Source organism: Thalassotalea sp. G20_0, assembly GCF_017744175.1.
GTDB lineage: Bacteria > Pseudomonadota > Gammaproteobacteria > Pseudomonadales > Endozoicomonadaceae > Endozoicomonas.
Genome location: NZ_JAGHQV010000030.1, coordinates 1 through 20202 on the forward strand (window position 1 = coordinate 1; position 20202 = coordinate 20202).

The 20202-nt window shown below is 46.1% G+C and carries 18 protein-coding genes; 10 read left to right on the plus strand and 8 right to left on the minus strand.

All coding sequences use genetic code 11. From position 1 onward, the window contains the following. Positions 1–252, minus strand: a 252-nt coding sequence (locus J7438_RS16790; protein WP_209277462.1) for a hypothetical protein, incomplete at its 3' end; no start/stop codon positions are given. Between the two features lie 324 nt (positions 253–576). Here J7438_RS16790 and J7438_RS16795 point away from each other — a divergent pair. The 5 genes from J7438_RS16795 (at position 577) to J7438_RS16815 (ending at position 7445) form a co-directional block, all read left to right on the plus strand. After that, the gene (locus J7438_RS16795; RefSeq protein WP_209277463.1) at positions 577–870 is read left to right on the plus strand and encodes a hypothetical protein; all 294 of its coding nucleotides are present in this window, start codon (positions 577–579) and stop codon (positions 868–870) included. 1446 nt (positions 871–2316) lie between these two features. Further along, the gene (locus J7438_RS16800) at positions 2317–3504 is read left to right on the plus strand and encodes a hypothetical protein (RefSeq protein WP_209277464.1); all 1188 of its coding nucleotides are present in this window, start codon (positions 2317–2319) and stop codon (positions 3502–3504) included. A gap of 276 nt (positions 3505–3780) precedes the next feature. Beyond that, the gene (locus tag J7438_RS16805; protein ID WP_209277465.1) at positions 3781–4572 is read left to right on the plus strand and encodes a TIGR02452 family protein; all 792 of its coding nucleotides are present in this window, start codon (positions 3781–3783) and stop codon (positions 4570–4572) included. Positions 4573–4784: 212 nt separating this feature from the next. Continuing rightward, entirely contained in the window at positions 4785–6041 is a 1257-nt protein-coding gene (locus J7438_RS16810; RefSeq protein ID WP_209277466.1) for an ankyrin repeat domain-containing protein, read from the plus strand. 171 nt (positions 6042–6212) lie between these two features. Next, on the plus strand, positions 6213–7445 hold the full coding sequence (locus tag J7438_RS16815; RefSeq protein ID WP_209277467.1) for an RING finger protein: 1233 nt from the start codon (positions 6213–6215) through the stop codon (positions 7443–7445). A gap of 72 nt (positions 7446–7517) precedes the next feature. Here the strand turns inward: J7438_RS16815 and J7438_RS16820 are convergent, their stop codons facing one another. Beyond that, entirely contained in the window at positions 7518–8888 is a 1371-nt protein-coding gene (locus J7438_RS16820; RefSeq protein WP_209277468.1) for a hypothetical protein, read from the minus strand. Between the two features lie 99 nt (positions 8889–8987). Here J7438_RS16820 and J7438_RS16825 point away from each other — a divergent pair, with 99 nt between their 5' ends. Continuing rightward, entirely contained in the window at positions 8988–10418 is a 1431-nt protein-coding gene (locus J7438_RS16825; protein ID WP_209277469.1) for a glycosyltransferase family protein, read from the plus strand. A 54-nt stretch (positions 10419–10472) separates the two neighbouring features. Here the strand turns inward: J7438_RS16825 and mltC are convergent, their stop codons facing one another. Continuing rightward, positions 10473–11630, minus strand: a complete 1158-nt coding sequence (gene mltC, locus J7438_RS16830; protein ID WP_209277470.1) for a membrane-bound lytic murein transglycosylase MltC — start codon at positions 11628–11630, stop codon at positions 10473–10475. 472 nt (positions 11631–12102) lie between these two features. After that, positions 12103–12225 carry a hypothetical protein gene (locus J7438_RS27830; RefSeq protein ID WP_286196652.1) on the minus strand — a complete coding sequence of 41 codons (123 nt, stop codon included), beginning with the start codon at positions 12223–12225 and terminating at the stop codon, positions 12103–12105. A 61-nt stretch (positions 12226–12286) separates the two neighbouring features. Here J7438_RS27830 and J7438_RS16835 point away from each other — a divergent pair, with 61 nt between their 5' ends. Then, a complete protein-coding gene (locus tag J7438_RS16835; protein ID WP_209277471.1) occupies positions 12287–12475 on the plus strand; it encodes a hypothetical protein in 189 nt (62 codons plus the stop codon). A gap of 317 nt (positions 12476–12792) precedes the next feature. Here the strand turns inward: J7438_RS16835 and gloA are convergent, their stop codons facing one another. The 4 genes from gloA to purM are packed head-to-tail and all read right to left on the minus strand — an operon-like array spanning position 12793 to position 15903. Further along, complete coding sequence (gene gloA, locus J7438_RS16840) at positions 12793–13200, minus strand: lactoylglutathione lyase (protein WP_163372178.1); 408 nt, start codon at positions 13198–13200, stop codon at positions 12793–12795. 39 nt (positions 13201–13239) lie between these two features. Further along, positions 13240–14106: a DUF3108 domain-containing protein gene (locus tag J7438_RS16845; protein ID WP_209277472.1), complete on the minus strand. Its 867-nt coding sequence runs from the start codon at positions 14104–14106 to the stop codon at positions 13240–13242. Next, positions 14103–14900: a phosphoribosylglycinamide formyltransferase gene (purN, locus tag J7438_RS16850; RefSeq protein WP_209277473.1), complete on the minus strand. Its 798-nt coding sequence runs from the start codon at positions 14898–14900 to the stop codon at positions 14103–14105. The genes J7438_RS16845 and purN overlap by 4 nt, the downstream gene beginning before the upstream one ends. Then, entirely contained in the window at positions 14857–15903 is a 1047-nt protein-coding gene (gene purM / locus J7438_RS16855) for a phosphoribosylformylglycinamidine cyclo-ligase (protein WP_209277474.1), read from the minus strand. The genes purN and purM overlap by 44 nt, the downstream gene beginning before the upstream one ends. 335 nt (positions 15904–16238) lie before the next feature. Here purM and J7438_RS16860 point away from each other — a divergent pair, with 335 nt between their 5' ends. The 3 genes from J7438_RS16860 (at position 16239) to hda (ending at position 20103) form a co-directional block, all read left to right on the plus strand. Beyond that, the gene (locus J7438_RS16860) at positions 16239–17402 is read left to right on the plus strand and encodes a DUF2066 domain-containing protein (RefSeq protein WP_209277475.1); all 1164 of its coding nucleotides are present in this window, start codon (positions 16239–16241) and stop codon (positions 17400–17402) included. 377 nt (positions 17403–17779) lie between these two features. Further along, complete coding sequence (locus tag J7438_RS16865; RefSeq protein ID WP_209277476.1) at positions 17780–19057, plus strand: ankyrin repeat and SOCS box protein; 1278 nt, start codon at positions 17780–17782, stop codon at positions 19055–19057. A gap of 329 nt (positions 19058–19386) precedes the next feature. Beyond that, positions 19387–20103 carry a DnaA regulatory inactivator Hda gene (gene hda, locus J7438_RS16870; RefSeq protein WP_286196653.1) on the plus strand — a complete coding sequence of 239 codons (717 nt, stop codon included), beginning with the start codon at positions 19387–19389 and terminating at the stop codon, positions 20101–20103. Positions 20104–20202: the final 99 nt, after the last annotated feature.

The following is a 20202-nucleotide window of genomic DNA, read 5'->3' on the forward strand; positions in this document are numbered from 1 at the left end:
AGAAGAGCGCTCAATACACGAGTTATTGCCAGTAACACGCCTGAGCTTTATGGGGGGAATGGTCCCGGATTCAGGTTGCTGTTGATGCGGTGGAAACGCTCCAGTGCCCGTTGTTGTCTGTTCAATCCGGCGACCTGCCATGCTCCGCTTTCTTTTGCGTTTGCGGCTGGTTGACGGCTCGTCTTTTCCAGCTTCAGTGGATGTTAACCGGGATACAGTATCTGCGGTTGCTGAGGAGGAGGGTGACTGCATGGTTTGTTTGGAGGTCCTCCCTGTTTCCAATTGGAGAATCGTTTGGGGATGACAACAATAGAGTACGACCTTGTCCGCCCGGTAAAGTTCCAGGCAACCGGTATCAGAGAAGTCTGACCTGTTTTGTCAGGCAGCCTGGCTGTGGGATGTATTACTGGATAGCGCACCGCTGCAGCTACTCCAGATGAATACACGTCAACTGCCACAGCCTGAAAACTGACGTATTCATAATTTCTGAAAACATAAGAGAGCCAGCAGCTTTCACTGCTAAGAAAAATCACTATCACTACCCTGAAAATTCTGGCTATCTTGCCAAATCATGATGTGTCAAAAGCTATCTTCTGTGCTTTAGCACCATGGGCAATGGTTTTAAATAAACTGTTCCAGCTATCAATTATTAACGTGAGAAAGAAGATTGAGGGGAACGTTATTGGCGTAGCGGAATTTATGAGTCGTGTTATTTTTCTCATCAATGACTTTGTGATGATGAACCAGGCCTTCGTCTTAAAGGGCATTCATAGCCTCAATAAGCGACTCATGGTTACCATCCTTGGCCACGATGATAAAGTGCCAGCCGTACTCTTTGATCAGAGAAATGGTAGGGTTGTCCGCATATAGGCCATCTAGTGCAGGAAAGCGCTAATACCAGTACACACAAAAATATGCTTTGATTCGCATCCTTTTTTTGAACAGTAGTAGCAAGGATGCCATCAAAGCATACCCAGCAGATTATTTTATCAGAACAACAACGTAACGCTCTGGAGCTCATTATTCGCCAACGGAAAAGCTCTCAATCCATAGTGCTCAGAGCCAAAATCATATTGGCAGGATCGGAAGGGAAAAGCCTTCTGGGGACAACAAAAGAACCAGATAGAGATATGGTTTTCGATTCTGGATAGGCGCTTTCTGAAACGAAACAGTTTTACATCGACCGAAGAGCTGAAGGCCCGTCTCTACCAGTTTGTGGACTTCTTTAATGAGAAAATGGCCAAGCCTTTTAAGTGGGCTTATAAAGGTCGACCATTACAGGTGTAATGTTGTATGGGTATTAGCGCTTGGCAGCAGTAGGAGGCTGACCGAGAATAGACTGCTCTACTACGGTGGCAGCAAATATGATTTCATTTGGTTAACTACTTACACTGATGGACATTAATAATTGGTCTTTCATCAATTTACCGCTGCACTGTTATTACATCAATGGTTCTGTGGGTTGTGAAATCTGAGAATGATGAACTTTTTTCGATATTAAGAGTCTCTAAAGGCAAAAGAGAAAAACTTATCAGGTGAATTTCATGCAAACAGCGAGACCAATAAATACAACGATTGTAACGCTTGAACCTCAGCTTATGGAAGCCAATGAGCAAATGGATAATCCAGAACCGGTATTTTGTCAGGTTCAGTTTTTGGGGCGAACGGTTTCAATGTCAAAAAAACAAGCTCTAAGTCATGCTTCTTGCCTGCCAGTTTGCCTGTCTACGGCCCTGTCGTTTTATTGTATTGACCCAAGTATTTTGTGCGGTTTGGGCAGTCTTGCCGTAGGCACTTTAATGGGTACCTGGGCTGGTAGTGTCGCCGAGGCGGTGTATCCTTGTCTGTGCCGGAATGTAACCGCCACTGCCCCATCATTGCATTTATCCATGGTTACCAGTCATACCCCTGAAGCGACTGGTAAACTCACCGAAACATTCTGTGAAGAAGGACCAATTGATTTCCCGGCAACGTTTCGGCACCCTACAGAACCGCCGCCAGCATATACTCCCGGAGAACTGCCAGCATATCCCCTCGGAGAACTGCCAGCATATACTCCCAGAGAACTGCCACCACCATACTGAGGGGATTGAATAACGTGGTGCTGAGAATCAGAAAATCTTATAAGTATTTCAATTAATTTTGATCTTCTGCCATTTCAACTTCAGAACCAGCTGCTGAGCAATGTCTCCGTTGCTCTGAGTGTTTTCTGTTTCCTCCCTAACTGTGAGATTGCAACGCCTTTTACCTTAATCTTGAACTTTTGTTTGAAGAGATTGTCTCTAACGCTTTCTAACTAATTTAGGTATTTATATTATGTATGGTGCTTCTACATCTCAGTTTTCAAGTCAGGGATTTGCTGAAGGTGCAAAAAAATGTGTTGGCTCTCAGGGTGATTCTGTTGCAGAAAGTCCGGGCGTGGCAGGTATTCAAGAGGGCGTATCAGCTTTTGGCAGGCTCGTCAAAAATGTCCTTGAACCAGTCAAAGACGTTATTAATCGAGTGAATCCTAAAAAAATTAACATGCTGGAAATTCTTGCCAGTATTGCCAGTGATGGAAAACCACCAAAAACAAATTTTGATCGAATTGTTTATGTGATTGAATCTGTACCTAATGAGAAGAGAGAGGTGGCATTGAATACATTAACCAGCATTTTTAAAGCGAATAGAGTGTTTGGTCAAAAAGAGGCTGAAGATATTAAGGCGCAGATAAGACCTCTCTTCGAGTCTCATGTTGATTTTGAAGTGCCTAATGAAATTAAGGCATCACAACAGCAACAAGAGCTATTGGCGCGACAGTGGACAAAAGAAAGATGTGAATTTTTGGGTGAATTAGAAAAATATGTCAGTGAATTAGAGCCTGAATGGTTTGAGGATAGAACCGTTGTTAATATGGATAAGGGGGCGTACACTGTCTCTATAGGTTACGGAGGCAAGGAAAAGACAACAGATTTATGTGTGCATATTCCAGAGGGGGCAATACCCGGGCTTACCCGTACTACTAAACCTGTGACATTCAAAGCAGGCGTTATGCATGGCACTACCATACAAAAGGAGGTTGGCTTACTTATCAGTTCACTTCGCAGCAAAGAACTTTCAAATGCTGAGTGTGCCAGGTTAGCGGATTATTCTACAACCAGAATTAGTATTTCCCTGGGGAGTGAATATCTATTTTCCCTGTATCTTTTACCCGAAGGTAAAGGAGTTAAGATGGAAATTCTGCAACCTGGAGAAAACAGACTGGACTTGCCAGCCAATAGTGATTTTAAGACTAACGTTCAGGTAAATATTGAGGATCAGAGAGTCTTCAGTGCTTTAAGCTATTGTCTTGGTAAGGGCGTTGAGTTCTGTGTTGATCCGATGATAAACCTGGATAACTTTCTGAAATATGAACTGATAACATTCAAGGGTGAAAAACAGGCATTCCTGGATTTGATGAGCCTGTTCCTGAATGCCAGATCTGCAGAAAATATTTCCCCTACCTCATTGATACCTCATTTTTAATAATTAAATCTGCGAAATCGAAAAAGCAGGTCATACTGATTACTCGGTTATACGATGAGGTCATATAAAATGCCACCGGTGACCAGTCAGCCTGCTGTAAAAGTGCCTCAATCTTGCAGGAGTAAAAAGCAGAAAGTCCGGGCTGCCGGAGCGTTAGCTTCCTCAGGTCATGGGCTTTCAGGTCGTTCAGGAAAACCTATTAGCACCAGAACAGTAGCATCATCGGCCAAACGAAACGCTATGAATCCAGAGCAGGCAAAGTTCAGAAAAATAGCAGTGCATACAGTAGATATATTGAACAATAAAGCGTTCAGGTTACATGGCAAAACAATAGATCTTGAAGCAACCATTGACCGGTGTATTGCCAATACCAGGTTCTATGCTGCCAGCGACGCCATTCCCCTTCAGCCCCCAGCAGATTACTTCAATCCCCGTACTGATATCCAGGTTATGCAGGAAACCTCTCTGGCAGCGTGTCACCGGCTTGCCAGGGAGAGAGGCAAAGACCGCGTGGCTTGCCTGAATTTTGCCTCTGCTGTTCAACCCGGGGGTATGTTCCGGGAAGGGACCAACACCCAGGAAGATAGCCTGGCAAGAGCCTCTGCACTGTTTGCTTCTCTGGACAGTGACACAGGAAGGCAGATGTACGTTTATAACAACCAATATCAGTACACCCATCGGGGGCTTTATTCTGATACGATCCTGTATTCACCGGATGTTCCAGTCTTTAAAGATGATAACGGCAATCCCGAAGAACCTTACCTGATCTCGTTTATCACTGCTGCGGCAGTGGACCTGCCTTATTGCAAAGGTATCCAGCAAAAGACTCTCCAGCAGACAATGTATACCCGTGCAAGAAAGATCCTGGCCGTCGCTGCCAATAATGGTGTGAAACATTTGATTCTTGGAGCCTGGGGCTGTGGGATCTTTGGCCATGATGCAGCTGATATTGCGCGGTTGTTTGCGTCTCTTTTGGCTGAGGATGACTTTAAAGAGCGGTTTGTCTCTGTGTCGTTTCCTATTACTGATCCGGAAATGCTGAAGGTATTTAAAGGCCATCTTTCGTGAACAGAGTATTAAAGCCCTGGTGTTACGCAAGTATGGGTTATCTTGTCAATGATCATGCCTCTTTATTTGGCATCGCATTTCGTGGACCCTGGTTTTATCAGTTTTCTTATGCATACACATCCACTGAATCCGGGTCTTTTACTCACGTGACCGGAAACAAAAGCAAATTTTGATTGTCTGAGCAAGCAAATAGTATCAGAGGTTTCAGGACTATGAATATTAAGGATGGCTGCCATGCTACGGCCGGTTTTTCATCGGCTGATCAAACCGGTAACAAAAAAAGAAAACGCCAGAAACCCGAAGCAAAACGCGAAACACCACTCCCACCCGAGTCTTCCGGCCAGACCACAAAGGGTAAAAAAACAAGAAAGATCACAGTACTTGAAAAAAGCACCGGGCCAGTGGCTACACAGTCGACCATTGTAAACACCTCCGAGCTGCTGAGCGAGCAGCAGATAAAGCGGAATGAGCAACTGATTGAAACGGCCCGGGCTGGCAACATTGATGACATTAAAGCATTGCTTGAACAGGGCGCAGATATCAATCTGCGTTGTGGGTATGACCACCCCATCGCCACCGCAGCCCGGGAGGGTCACCTTGACATGGTGCGCTACCTGCATAAGAAAGGCGCAATTACTGACCAATGTTTCCCTTCCCCGATCATAGAAGCAGCCCAAAATGGCCATGTTGATGTTGTAAGGTACCTGCATCGAGCCGGAGTCAGTGCAGATTCGTCCCAAAACGGCACATCCCTGATCGGTCATGCCATCATTGGGGGGCACATTGATGTAGTAAAGTATTTGATTAAACATGGTGTAGACGTCAATAGCTCTGACCAATACACAGATACCCCTATGTGCGAGGCGGCCGAATGGGGGCGCTTTGATATAGTGTCATTACTGGTTGACAAGGGGGCTGACATTGACGGTTGCAGAAAAGGTGCTCACACTCCGATCTACATAGCAGCCTGCAATGGCCACCGTGATATCGTGAAGTTTCTGGTTGCGCAGGGTGCCAACGTTAATGCGTTCCGCTCAGGCAGCAAAACGCCCATCTATGCTGCGGCCATGACCGGTGACCGGGAGCTGGTCAAATACTTCCTGGAACAGGGCGTGGATGTGAATGCCAACAGTACCGGCAGCGAGACCCCGGTCTGGGGGGCTGCCAATGCTGGCCACTATGATATGGTGCAGTACTTGCGCAGTGCAGGCGCAACCTTTGAAAAAAACAGCACAAAGTCTGAAACCCTGATCGCGGCAGCCGCCAGAGGTGGGCTTATGACACTGGTTCAGGAACTGCTGCAGGAGGGGGGGTATATCAGTACTCGTGATGACTACATTCCTCTGATCAATGATGCGAGGTTTTTCCACCACTATAAGCTGGAAGATTATCTGCGAGGACAGTTTGATCTTATGCCTGACCCACTTGGCCCCAGGCCAGGTAAAAAAAGAAAATCAAGTAAATATTAAGTGAGAATACAAAGTAGCGTATTCGAGCAACCATCCATTAATAATGCTGAATTGCTATCCTCCTCTTGGCAAAATAGTCAATAAATATATTGATTCCCTGTCTTTTATATTTTCCATTTCTATGTTTATTTTCTATGTTTATTTTGTATACAGATAACATGTGGAGACTTTATGAATATTGCAGGTGCAAGTCAAACGACATTGATCGACTATTTATCTTTAAAGGGTAGACGACAAATAATAGAGTCTGAAGATGATGGATCAGAAAAAGCTGCTGCTGTAAAGTTTCTTTCAAAGCTTGAATGCCTGTCATGTAAAGATGTATTTGAAAAACCGCTGTCTACTCGATGCTGTGACAAAATTTTATGCGCAGATTGTTACCTGTCATTTCCTGATCCAAAAAAATGTCCAATCCACAGGTTAGAGTTTTCAGGTTCAATTCAAGATGACTTAAAATGTCAAGATCGTTTAATTATCAATCAAATAGAAGAAAGTGTAGGCCTTTTTAAGGATATTCCATCGACCGAAACAAGTATCGATAAGCATAAAGGTAAGGTGCAGAATGATGCGATACAACTGATTAACTCCAGTACCACGCCAAGTACGGGTATAACCCGTCAGCCAGCCAGGCAAAACGAAATGGTGGAGAATGCTGGAGGCTATGATAATGTAAATTATTTGTCATCTTCAGAATCTGGTAATATTTCTTCTTCATTTGGCAATAGAGCCTTCAACTTTCAAGCTTCAGGCTCTTACTCTTTGAATTCTTTTCCTGACATTGGTATGAACTTCCGATCAGCTGGTAATCTTCTTCATGTAGTAGCCGGAGATGGTATCAATCTTAATGGAAGACAGATTCAAGGTTCAAATCTTGTTATTCATAATGGTGAGGTTGTGTCTGGTCACAATGTAACGGTTACAACTCCGGGCCGTCAAAGAACCCCTGTCAGGGAATATGATTTTAGAGAAGAAAATGTTGATTTTATTGATATACATACCAGACAGGGAGATATCCTTATCAAAGGACAATGCCCCGTAAACCGGCATCAGGTGTCAGTTATATCATCCAGAGAGCCAAGTCTCAGGAATAATAATCTTAACCTCAATTGTAATGAAAATGTTCAGTTGAGACTCCCGGAGTCATTTGTTGGTGGAATGCAATTACATACTAATATGGGGGATATTATTACCCATCGTAGCTACAGAATTAAATCCGGAGGAAGGCTTCACACCAATATGGGAGATATAAATGTTAAAGTCGATAGCTTGCTTGTCAATGCATGTGGAAGAACTAATATGGGGGGGAGTGTTGTAAATGTTCAGAATCATTATGTTCATTGGGGGCGTCAGGCGTTAAATTGTGAAAGCAATATGGGTAATGTTTATATATATGATCAGGGCTAAAAAAATTTCTTCTAAAAACTACAAATTACTCCAAATATTTTATACATTCTGTAACGATTCGGCTGTTTGTTTTTATCTTTCTTCTTCTTCAATGCTTTTTTCTTGTAGCCATTTCTTCCAGAAGTCCTTATTCCCACTATCTGCAAATCTACTGTTCTTTGACCATTCTTTATGTTGAGCCAGGAATTCGTTTATCATCTCGTCCACTTTTTTAGTATCTTCATCACTGCATGCTTCTGATTTTAAATTCATCATAAGAGTACTATTCGGTAGTGGGTATTCAAAATTACCATTAGTGTATAGCTCTTTGATCTGAGTTATCAGGCGAATAACTGTTGATAATTTTTTATTATTTGTTGCACCCTCTTTAATTTTTTCCAACTGGTTTTCTAATGGTTTGATTACCCTTTTGACTTTAATTCTTGCGTCAAATTGTAAACCTGCTATTGAATAGATTAGGCTTTTATCGGTGTTACGGGTAATTAATTCATCAAAGTCGTCAATGTTTTCCAAAATATCTGCAAGTTCAGCAGTAATGTTCATTTTCAGTGTTTCAATAAGATCAGATAACCGATCCAGTCGATCTTTATCGGGGATCAATTCTTCAGGATTGACAGCTTTCAGTTTTCTTATTCGGTCTTTTGCAAATCCAGTGTAGGGTAAAAAATTTGTGTAAAATGTATCTTTATGTTCTCTTAATTCTGAAAAAAAGCCGTCACTTCCCTCATATAAAACCAACTCGTCACTAATATGCAGTAAATCCAGAGCAGCAGGGTTGGAATTCAAGCACTGCCAAATAAATACAGGCAAAGAGCATATCATGGCATCGATATCTTTTTCTGTATTTTTTTCAAACCTGTGACACGTACTACGAATTTCCGGCTGATATTTTTTTGATAATCTTTTTGTATCCAAGTTAAAGTCGCAAAAACTTTTACCAGACCTGGTGTTTTTTGTAATTATATATAAATCAATATCGGAAGAAGCGGTTGTAGTACAGTGCATACTACTTCCATTAAAAGCAATTGCTACAACATCATGTATATTGATCGAATAAAAGTCTAAAAAACTGAAACTTTCAGGGTTTTGTCTACGTAATAGTGCTCTCATTTCACTTGAATAAGAGGAACAGTTATTTTTTAATTTGATGGTGCTGATTTCTCTTTGAATCAAACGGGTGTATCGTCGTATATGGTCAAGGGAGAGGTCAGTATCTTTTGGTTCAGAATCCATTAATTCAATACACATTCTTTTGGCCATTTCAAGTGTATTGGTATATTCCAAAGAGTTCGAGCTGTCAGGAATTTCTCTGTCTTTTTCAAAAAATGAAACAGATTTACTGCTAAATGCGGGTAGTAGATGCTTTTCTTTTATATGCTGTTTTAATTCGGCCTTTGATGGGAAAAGGTTATTACAAAAGCATTGAACTCCTGAAGGTGTCATATATCTGATCCTCAATATAATTACATCATTTCAAGATTGCAGAATATGCATCACATGTATTTATAGTCCAATTATCACAAAATTTACTGAGAGTTTAAGATGAATACATTAGTAATTAATGCACTGCGCCCAGAGTTTAACAGTTATCAGGATGACGAGATTCAAAATAACGCTGTTAAACTATGGAATCGGATATGTCGGGGTTATTCGCCCAGGTATCAACACATTAAAACGATTCTCACGGATAATTTGGTTGAATACTTTAACCAACATTTAACAGCTGATCACCTATCGATCAATCGTCTTGTTTTTCCTGTATCAGATGACAAGCTTAAAACTTTTCTATCACACTATGATGTCATTGAACAACGTCGGTCCGGTTGCTCCGATTATCTATCCGGACATAATTCACCTGAATCTGATTATGAAGAGGCTATTAGACAGCTGTACGATGGTGAAGAACAACCGACGGAGGTGAAAATTCTATTCGGTATCCAAGGAATGGGCAATGGTCATTTGACTCGCTCTCGTCTTCTTGCAAAATCATTGGCCGATCGTGGAGCCAAAGTTCAATATCTTGTTTCAGGTCGTCAGAAGAATAAACTTAACGATATGGAGGTATTTGGCAATTATTTACACCGCAATGGATTTACTTTTATATCGGAAAATGGCCGTTTGAATTTTTTTCAAACGTTAATACGTTTTATGCATGATAACCTTGGATTTATACGTGATGTCTGGAAGTTAAATGTGAAAGACTATGACCTTATTATCTCTGACTTTGAACCGGTCACGGCATGGGCTGGGTATTTAGCCAACAAGGCAGTTATTGGCTTTGGTCATCAGTATTCGTTTGACTACGATGTCCCCATATTGCAGAGATTTTCCATTTCAAGGTTAGCTGTGAAACTCTTTGCTCCGGCCACAGAAACTATCGGGCTTCATTGGGTTAGTTTTAACAATCAGCCCGTTTTGCCTCCGATCATCGACACAACAATGCAACCATGCCCGGATAAAAATCATCTTGTTGTCTATTTGCCCTTTGAAAATCAGGATAATGTTGCTCATTTATTGAATAAGTTTTCGGGATACCGTTTTAAAGTTTATGGTCCCAGGGCACCGGAGGTTGTTGGTAATGCGGAGTTTTTTCAAATGAGTGTAAAAGGTTTTAAAGAAAGTCTACAGTCATCCAGAGGGGTGATTTGTAATTGTGGATTTACGCTTATCGCTGAATGCATGCATATTGGATTGCCCATTCTGACTAAACCTCTCAAGGGACAAATAGAACAATTATTCAATGCCTATACACTTGAAAATCGACACCTGGCTGAAGTGTTCTATTGCCTGACTTATGAAAATCTGAAGCAATTTATAGAAACCGCCCGGCGTAAAGAGGCTAATCCATATCCCAATGTAGCGGATGCATTTGCCGACTGGGTTGTTTCTGGTCGTAAAGAGACGGTTGCTGAATTGTCTGAAAAGCTCTGGCAGAGTCAACGAGCTATTGCTGACATTCAGCAAGCGACATGAGAATTATGACATCGAAAAAAACGCAACCGATAAATGTAATAGCTGGCTTACGTTTCAAATATTTCCCTGATAAAAATCCTTCTGAGCCGTAGAGACTTTTTCCAGGTAACGCCTGCTTTCCCCTCGAGGGTGTTTCTGAGTCAGTGCCCAATATACCTGGTTTGGCTTCAGGTCATTGATTTTCTGTATGGCGCGATCACGGCTGTTGCGATCAAAGGTGGCGAAGACATTACCATCACCGCCATTATAGGCGGAGATGATCGTATATTTCCGTGACAGTGGATCACGGATCTGCTTCAGGTAATGATTTTCCAGCAGCGACAGATACGCTGTTCCGGTATCAATATTGTTATGGGGCTGGAAGAGCCAGTTTTTGCTGGGCTGGCCGGGCAGTTTTTTCACCTTGTCAAACACATCCCGACCCGCCGTTTTGGGTATGATCTGCATCAGGCCATAGGCATTTGACGAGCTGACGGCATAGGGGTTGAAGCTGCTTTCCGTGCGAATCACCGCGTAAATCAGGCTCTCTTCAACATCATAAATGCGGGCGTATTTGCGAACCAGGCTGGCGTATTGATATTGTCGTTGTGATAAGTGGTCTTCCACCAGTTCAAAGTCTACGGCGTAAATCCGTCCCTTTGGGGATCGCCGGGTGGTCAGCTGGTTTTGAATCAGGTAATCGGCATACCTCAAGGCGCGCCACTGCCAGCGGATGGGCTGCTTTTCATGATCCAGTACCTGTCCATACAGCATGGGTTGTTCACCAACGGGCACATCTCTGTCGCTGAACAGATCCACCTGATCAGGGGCATAGGGCGTCAGTAGAATAGCAGCAATCGCTTTTCTCAAGTCCGTGCGATCCAGGGTTTCCACATGAACCTTACCGGAGTCAAAATCAACAAATACCCGGGTTCGGTAGTGGTTGGTGTATTTCACATACTCTTTACTGCTGGCCTTTTTCTCATCCCCCCAGGCCACCCTGGCTTCCTTGATTAAGATGCGAACCAGTGCCTCAAAAGCAATGACGTCCTTTTCCCGGTCCATGCCAATGGCAATGGCATTACCGGCAGGGCCAAGCTCCTTCAGTGCCGCGTTAGTGACGTAATTGGCACCATGGCTATTGGCCTGCCCGGAAGAGCAACCGGTGATCAGAGGTGAGGATAATGCAGTCAATAAGATGAGGGTGCGAAGACGGGGCATTATGGCATCCATGTCGTTTATCGGTTCTGTGATTACTTTTCTGGATTTTGTAGCCGTCCGGTTCCTCTGCAATCGTTATTGCCGAATCGAATACACTAAAGCAGAAGTATTAATTTTGAGCTGGGGTTTTATCGCAAGGCATTTATAAGATATTGAAATGTTACAATGAAGTGAAATAAATCAATAAATTATTATATTTGTGGCACTGGTCGGGCATGGTTTGTCTGGAAGATACTGGTGGCCACACTTGGGCGTCCCCACCTGGAACATGGTTTCAATGAATTTGACGGGGTGTCGTGACTCCGCACTTCGTTCGTCCTGAGGCCTGTCGGAGAGCGGAAACTCCGGACTCTGATAGATCGTGCGAAGCACCCTTCGACTCCGCTCAGGGTGAACGGAGATTGTACTCGCCAAACTCATTGAAACTATGTATTAGGCGGCCCCACCTAGGCTGCCCCACCCATATTCACTCAGACACTATGCGCTATGGATTGGGAATTTCGCGGGTTTTATTCACCACCACCACAGCCACCATCACCGCCACCGCTTTCGCATCCGCCATGTCCACTGCTGTCGCATCCACCATGTCCACCATCGTAGTATCCACCGCAATAATCGCTACTCAACTGATTTGTGGCAAGTGCATGTGCACTGCCAGGATAATTAAGATGGAATCTCAAACCAAGGTCGGAAGTCAACTTCTTCACATTCACAGTCATGTGCGGCTGGTGAGTGATGACCACCCTGGAGTTAAGGGGGCGTGGATTTCGGTCACGATTGTCAGCGATATTAGTGTCGTCCCCTGGATTGTCATTGCGACAACAGGCAATGAATGCAGCGGCGACAGGGGTGGCTGAGGTGAGCCCGACTGTCGCACCCAGTCCGAAGCCGGTAGCAAATGCCTTGATCGTTTTAGCACCAGCAAGCAACGTAGTGATCCCACCGGCCGCACCACCTGCCAATACACAAACACCGGCTGTAAGCGGACAACAGGATTTGCATTCAGGGGGAAATAAATAGTGATCTATACGAGTTAATATTGGCCCCATAGTGTTTTCCTCCATCAGAATTTTATTGTTATAACTTTGCACCTCACTATATGACCTTATTTTTTCTAAAAAGTTTCAAAAACTGCCGTCCTCGCTACGGGCGGGCGCTATTCTCGAACAGCCTCTTAGCCGTTAAGCCCTTCAGAAGCGGCTTTGGCTTGAATCAGCTCGATTTTGTAACCGTCCGGATCTTCCACAAACGCTATTTCAGTGGTCCCCCCAAGCACCGGGCCCGGTTCCCGGGTAATTTTGCCGCCGGCCTTACGAATGGCATCACAGGTGGCATAAATATCATCAGCGCCCAGGGCAACATGACCAAAGGCGTTGCCAAGGTCGTACTGATCAGTGCCCCAGTTGTAGGTGAGTTCAATCACTGCCTGCTCAGACTCATCGGCATAGCCAACAAAAGCGAGGGTGTACTGGTACTGTTCGTTGTCGTGCTTTCTCAGCAGTTTCATGCCGAGAATTTCCGTATAAAACTCGATGGATCGATCCAGGTTGCCAACACGCAGCATGGTGTGAAGAAATCGCATTTCAGGCTCCTTCAGGTTGCAGATATAAGAAAATAGTGATCAGGGATGCTTGGGGCGTTCTGACAGTTTGGTGGTTTGTTTCTTTTTCAGTGGCTTGCCATCAATGGCAGCCTCTTTGATCTCAATGGTATAGGCGGTGCCTTTTTCTTCCTGCAACAGCTTTACCAGAAAGTAGTCATGGTTTTTGGCAAACCAGATCCAGGTGGCCCGTTCATCACTGTCTCTCTGTATTTTGACTCTAACGGTTTTCAGATTGCCAAGGTCCGTTTTTAATATCTCTTCGCCTTCGATGGTGAATGTGCGTTGATAGACTTCATCGTCATCGGCAACGTCATAGTTTAGCGGTTGGCCTTGGGCAGCTGCCAGATCCATACGCAGTTTCAACTGGTAACTCAGGTTGTCCAGGGTTTCCGGTTTCAGGTCCATCGACCACTGCCGGTCCCCCTGTTGCCAGTTGACCTTATTGCGGGACCAGTCAAAGGTGGCATATTCCGTTGGTTTGTTGCCCAGCCCCGTTCTTTGTTGCACGTATTGGCTGGCGATCAGTTGCAGACCTTTACTGGCAAAGTGGCTGGTCTCTTTCATCCCGAAAAATGCCGCATCGGCACTGAACTCAAGGGTCCAGGTGCCATCAGCATTTTGTCTCAGGGATCTTTCGCCGGAGCCGCCAAAGGGCATCCCCTTGATGGATGCTTTATAGGTTGCGGAGTATGGCTTAAGCGTGAAAGCGCCATCCGGTTTTTTCGTCTGGGAGGCGGCAAAGGCAGTATTGCCCACCAGCACCAGCACCAGGGTCAGGGCAAGTGCCGCTCTCAGAGCGCCCGGGCCATAGTTGCCGGGATGAGTTATTGGTTCTTTCATGCTCACTGTGTGGCGATGAAAAAGCGTATGAATCGGATTGATCATGCCAGTTCCAGGGCGTTTTCCTGCAGTTGGTAGCCCAGTGGGTCAATAGGGTGATCATCCAGTAGCACGTTGTCACCCTTCAGTTGCAGCCTGCCGGAGGTGATCAGATGTACGGCCAGGGGGTAAATCTGGTGCTCCATGGCCTGAACACGTTGTTTCAGACCCTCTTCATTATCGCCGGGCCCGACACTCATTGAAGCCTGAATGATATGGGCACCGCTGTCCAGTTCTGGTGTGACAAAGTGAACAGTACAGCCATGGCGGGGTTTTTTATCCGCAAGTACCCGACGATAGGTGCCAAGGCCTTTGTATTCCGGGAGCAGGGATGGGTGAACATTGATCAATCTGCCTGCGAATTTTTCCACAAACTCGGGGCTTAGAATTTTCATATAACCGGCCAGTACCACAAGGTCCGGCTCAAAGCGGTTAACCTCTTCTACCAGTCTCTGGTCAAAGGCACCCCGGGAGGAAAAGATTTTGTAGTCCAGGCCAAGGGCAGCCACTTTATGCTGTCTGGCCCTTTCCAGTCCGTAAGCCTCTGGTACGTTGCTGACGACCCCGACAATTTGATAACTGTAGTGATGTTCTTGATCCAGAAGTGCCTGAAGGTTACTGCCGTTGCCTGATAACAGAACGACAACTCGCTTTTTCTCGCTCACTGCTGTTTCCTGAATGCTTTCAATGGTTTTGTGATTGGAATCCGGTTGGCCAGAGTGACATGGCACCCGGGCCAGATATTGGTCAGGACGGTTATTGAAACACCACAGGATCGCTATCGCTGTCTGCGGATTCAATATGGCCGATAATGACGCTTTCCTCTCCCAGCGCTGCCAGACGCCTGATTGCCTGCTCCCGATGGCTTTGTGGGATGCAGAGCACCATACCGATACCACAGTTGAAGGTACGGTACAGTTCAAAGGTCTCAATATTGCCCTTTTCCTGCAGGAAACGAAAGATGGCCGGGATTTCCCAACTCTGCGTGTTGATCACCGCGCGACAGCCCTTGGGAATAACCCTTGGCAGATTCTCAGGCAAGCCGCCCCCGGTAATGTGGGCCATGGCGTGGATCGGCAGTTCCTTTTGCAGCTGCAGCAGTGATTTGACGTAAATGCGGGTTGGTGCCATCAGGTGTTCTGCCAGAGTCTTGCCTGCCAGCAGGGCGCTTAGGTCTGAACCGGCCACTTCCAGAACCTTGCGGATCAGTGAGTAACCGTTGGAGTGCGGTCCGCTGGATTTCAAACCGATTAACACATCACCAGGGGAGACTTTGCTGCCATCAATGATTTCAGACTTTTCAACCACGCCGACACAGAAACCTGCCAGATCGTAATCGTCACCCTGGTACATCCCGGGCATCTCTGCCGTTTCACCCCCGATCAGGGCGCAGCCAGACTGTTCGCAGCCTTTGCCAATCCCGGTGACCACGCGTTCAGCCACATCGATATTTAATTGGCCGGTGGCGTAATAGTCCAGAAAGAACAGCGGTTCAGCACCACAAACCAGCAGGTCGTTGACGCACATGGCCACCAGATCGATACCGATATGGTCATGCATCCCCAGGTCCATGGCCAGCTTCAGTTTGGTGCCCACGCCATCGGTCCCTGAAACCAGAACCGGTTCTTTATACCCGGCTGGCAGTTGGCACAGCGCTCCAAAACCGCCCAGGCCACCCATTACCTCAGGGCGGGAAGTGGCCTTTGCCACCTGTTTAATGCGCTCAACCAGAGCGTTGCCAGCGTCGATATCGACACCTGCATCCTTGTAACTCAGGGAGGTTCTGGAATCCGATTTGTTCATTGATATCAATCCGCTTGTTGCCAGAGCTTGTTACCACCGGCGGTGCCGACAGTGTTTTAATCCGGACTGTTCACTGACCGGGGGCGGTGTTCAGTCCAACACGGTTTGGGTGGATGAAGGCGGCTATTCTAGGAGGCTGCGGTATTTATCGCAATGCTGTTACCGAATTGTCGCTGATGTCTGGTGGTAATTTGGACCTTATTTCAGGTTAAGAAGTGATTACCATAGTGCGTTTTCAATGCCCGCAGTTGTCCAGACGTTGGCAAATACAGTATTTTTTGCCGGATTTATGGCAGAATGATGTTCATTTGATTTTTATGTACAGGATTTTATTGATGCCTGTGGCTAAGCGATGCAACGCTCTCCTGCAAAACCTGATCAGTCCACTGACCTTCTTGTCCGCTACTGAAGCCCGTTCAGCCGTTAAGGTGGCCGGTCTGGTGGTGGGTCTTCTGGTATTGTCCATATTGCCTGAAAATACCCATGCGGCCACGGTCAAAGGGTTATACAGTCAGGAAGTGCCAGTGTCCGGACAAGGTTACCAGGAGCGGGCTGATGCCATGTCCCAGGCTCTGGCAGAGGTGCTGGTGAAAGTGGCCGGACAACGTGAGGTGCTGGCCAACCGTGTGGTAAAAAGTGCACTGGCCAAGCCGGAAACTTACATTCGCAAGTTTGGTTTTCGCAGCTCTTCTGTCGATCAGGATTTCTCTTCCAACCGTCAGCAGTTTTTGCAGGCGGTATTTGATGAGCAGGCGATAAACCGCCTGCTGCGCAGCGCCGGTGTGGCCATCTGGGGACAGAGCAGACCATCGACACTGGTATGGCTGGCGGTGGAGAGCGGTGGGCAGCGCTCAATCGTCAATGCTTCAGGCGCTCTTCCAGCGGTGTTTGCTGAGAGCTTTCAGGGGCGGGGCTTGCCGTTGCTCTTTCCTTTGATGGACTTTGAAGATGCCGGGGCGATTTCAACCGTTGATGTATGGGGTGGCTTTACCCACAAATTGCAGGACGCTTCCCGGCGTTATGGTTCTGAATCGATTCTGACCGGGCGTTTATCCCGTGTTCTATCACCAGATGGTCTGGCGCAAAATGAACGCTACAATGGTCGGCTGACGCTGATATTCCGGGGAATGAGTCAGTCTGTGGCGGTTAATGGCCTGGATGCTGTTGCGGTGACACAGCTGGCCGCTGATCTGGTGGGGACAACCTTGTCCCGGCACTATGCCATTGATGCCTCCGATGCCAGTGGCAAGACTCTGCTGGTGGTTGAGAATGTTGCCAGTCTGGAAGATTATGCCGCCCTGAATAAATACCTTGAGCGGATGACCGCCATTCGTGATGTGTCCGTTCATCGGGTGGCAGGTTCAACGATTGAGTTGGAGCTGGTTATTGATGGCTCTGAAAGCCAGTTGGCCGATGCCCTGGCCCTGGGGCGAAACCTCCGGCCGGTTGCACCGGGTTCTGACTCTTCGGCAACTATGCGCTACAGTTGGTCCTACTGACAGGCTCCCAGGAGGCTGTCCGAGTATAGACTGCCCTACTGCGGTGGCAGCAAATTGGTCTAAAAAGTCGGAAATTTTTAGCAAATAGAACCACTATTCACTAAAAATTTCCGACTTTTTATCCTCAATTTTCTGCCATCCTCGCTACGGGCGCTATTCTCGGGCAGCCTCCAGGCTGTTTGCTGTCAGAGATACACTATGCGGTGGTCCATGTGATTAGTAGTGATAGTTCTTGCACAACCGGCTGGAGTTATTTGCGGTATCAAGGCAATACCCGGGATGCACAGGTTGCAGCTCCTGTAGCCAGAAATACCAAACCATTATCGTGTTTTAACCGATCGCTTTGGTCTCTGGAAAATACCCCGGCCTGCCTGGGCTTGAGCAATCGTTTTTCAGAGATTGGAGAACCGGTCAGAAGGTCGGTTTCCTTACCCGATTTGACCGCTTGCCCCTGTGAAAATAATGAGCCTTCCTGGTGTAGCAAAAAGATGATGCCAGCGCTTTTGCCGCAGGGGGAGGCAAAACAGTGGGGCAGGGAGTCTGAGTTAAATAGTGATGGAGGTAATGTTGCCGAATGTTTACTCACTGCTATCGAGAATAATGATAGCGAGGTGGTCCAATCCTTAATCCACGAGCCTCTTCTTGATTTTAATATGGAGGTAATCAGTAAAACTTCGCGTCGTTGGTGTACTCCTTTAATGCTGGCGATTGAAAGAAATTTCCTGGAGCTTGCCAAAATTTTACTCAAGGTTGAGACGGTTGAGATTAACAGGGGTTTGGGTTCGAATGCTTTACATGTGGCGGCACAAGAGGGTCATGCCGATGCTGTAGATCTGCTATTGCGTTCAGGGGCAGACGTTAATGCCCGGGATGTGAATGGCTGGACAAGCCTGATGAAAGCCTGCAAGACAAAAAATGAGGATATTGTCAGATTGCTGCTGGATTATCAGGCAGATGTGACATTGGTTAATCTGTTTGGATTATCGGCCCTCAATATACTGGTTAATGATTATGGTGCTGAGAGACCCGATCTATTGGTGTTGCTGATTGAACATGGGGCTCCTGTTGATCAATGCGACATGAATGCCTGGTTTCCGCTGATAATAGCCATCAAGAATGGGTGCTTGCAGTATATTCGAATTTTGCTGGGTGAAGGCTGGGAAAAAGCGACCTGTCAAAACGAAGGGCTGGTTTTTTTGTTTGCAGCTGTGTATGGGAATGAGTACGTACTCTGGTATTTGTACGACAAAATGCCGAAGAACTTTTTATCGTTTAAGGATGTCGATAAGTATTGCTCATTGCGAGGCGTTGATGTTTCTCATTACAAGACGGTATTAACCTTATTAAAAGAAAGGTATGGGGATCTTTTATCGCCTGAACTACCAAGAACTTTTTTTTCTCTGAAAAGCCAGTGTCGTCGAGTCATTCAACGACAGGTGTTGGATAGAGGTTTTGATCAGCTTCCCCTGTCGGCAAATTTGAAAAACTATTGCGCTCAGATTCAATTACCCATACTTGTGGATAACGAGGAAGAACTCCGGGCCTTTTACAGATCTGAATATGAAATTGAAGATCGTGAAGATGGGTCCCTGACATGGGGCAGTCTACCTCCGGTTGATTCGGTGGATTGGTTTCATAAAGAATCCTGGGGGTAGCTTATAGCCCCCTGCCCAAGGATGCGATAATTATGGTACTCTTGCACCACCTGTATGGAAACGACAAGGCCAGCAATCTTTGCCATGCCGGAGCAGCCGAAGAGAAAGACTGATACACTTTTGTTGTCCTGTTTTTGTCATACTCTTTTTCTGTTAACAAACAGCCCGTATAGTGTCATAGCGGTTGCAAAGCAGGGCTTAAGACAATTTATTGACCGGTCTATTGATATCAGTCAATACCGGTTGATAATTGAACGGTTTTATTGTGTTACTGTCTTTTGTAATGTTGCAGTTTCTGTTGTCAGTATCACACTACCTTTACGGATTTGATGTCCATTATGAGTTTGCCTGTGCAGCTACCGCTCAGTGTCCAGTTAAGAGACGATGCCACGTTCGCCAACTTCTACAGTGGGCGAAATGAGACGCTGGTCAATCTTCTGGATATGGATAGATCGGTTCCCGGCATCGAATCCGAGCAGTTTATTTTCCTCTACGGCCCCAAAGGGGTCGGCTGCAGCCATCTGCTTCAGGCGGCCTGTCATCAGGTGGACCGTCGCAGCGGGCGAAGTATTTATCTGCCCATGAAAGAGCTGGTTCACTACTCGCCAAAACTTCTGGAAGGTATTGAGCGGCTGCAGCTGGTGTGCCTTGACGATATTGGTGAGGTTGCTGGTATTGATGAGTGGGAAGAAGCGCTGTTTGATCTGTTTAACCGGCTTCGGGATTCCAGAACCCGGTTTCTGGTGGCGGCGGACAATCCTCCCAGGGCTCTGGGGATTCAACTTCAGGATCTGGTTTCCCGCCTGGGCTGGGGTATGGTATTTCAGGTGCACCCTCTGGATGATTGTGACAAAGTCGCAGCGCTTAAGCTTCGTGCTCATTACCGTGGCTTCGACCTGAGTGATGACGTTGCCCGCTTTATTATTCATCGTGGCTCCCGGGATATGGGCAACCTGTTTACCTTGTTGCATAAACTGGACAGTGCCTCTCTGCGCGCCAAGCGCAAGCTGACTATTCCATTTGTTAAGGAAGTCATGAGATGGTGACCATAAAATTCCGCATCTGGGGTGGTGAAAATCTTGGGGTTTGGTTGCTGCGGAATTTTTAGGGTTAAGGAGTGGTCATCAGGTTTGGAACTGGTCCAT

Coding starts and splice junctions, on each gene's coding strand:
- hda (WP_286196653.1), top strand. CDS start 19,387: ATGTCCATTATGAGTTTGCCTGTGCAGCTACCGCTCAGTGTCCAGTTA.
- purM (WP_209277474.1), bottom strand. CDS start 15,903: ATGAACAAATCGGATTCCAGAACCTCCCTGAGTTACAAGGATGCAGGT.
- gloA (WP_163372178.1), bottom strand. CDS start 13,200: ATGCGATTTCTTCACACCATGCTGCGTGTTGGCAACCTGGATCGATCC.
- J7438_RS16810 (WP_209277466.1), top strand. CDS start 4,785: ATGAATATTAAGGATGGCTGCCATGCTACGGCCGGTTTTTCATCGGCT.
- mltC (WP_209277470.1), bottom strand. CDS start 11,630: ATGGATGCCATAATGCCCCGTCTTCGCACCCTCATCTTATTGACTGCA.
- J7438_RS16825 (WP_209277469.1), top strand. CDS start 8,988: ATGAATACATTAGTAATTAATGCACTGCGCCCAGAGTTTAACAGTTAT.
- J7438_RS16860 (WP_209277475.1), top strand. CDS start 16,239: ATGCCTGTGGCTAAGCGATGCAACGCTCTCCTGCAAAACCTGATCAGT.
- J7438_RS16845 (WP_209277472.1), bottom strand. CDS start 14,106: ATGATCAATCCGATTCATACGCTTTTTCATCGCCACACAGTGAGCATG.
- J7438_RS16820 (WP_209277468.1), bottom strand. CDS start 8,888: ATGACACCTTCAGGAGTTCAATGCTTTTGTAATAACCTTTTCCCATCA.
- J7438_RS16800 (WP_209277464.1), top strand. CDS start 2,317: ATGTATGGTGCTTCTACATCTCAGTTTTCAAGTCAGGGATTTGCTGAA.
- J7438_RS16815 (WP_209277467.1), top strand. CDS start 6,213: ATGAATATTGCAGGTGCAAGTCAAACGACATTGATCGACTATTTATCT.
- J7438_RS16835 (WP_209277471.1), top strand. CDS start 12,287: ATGGAATCTCAAACCAAGGTCGGAAGTCAACTTCTTCACATTCACAGT.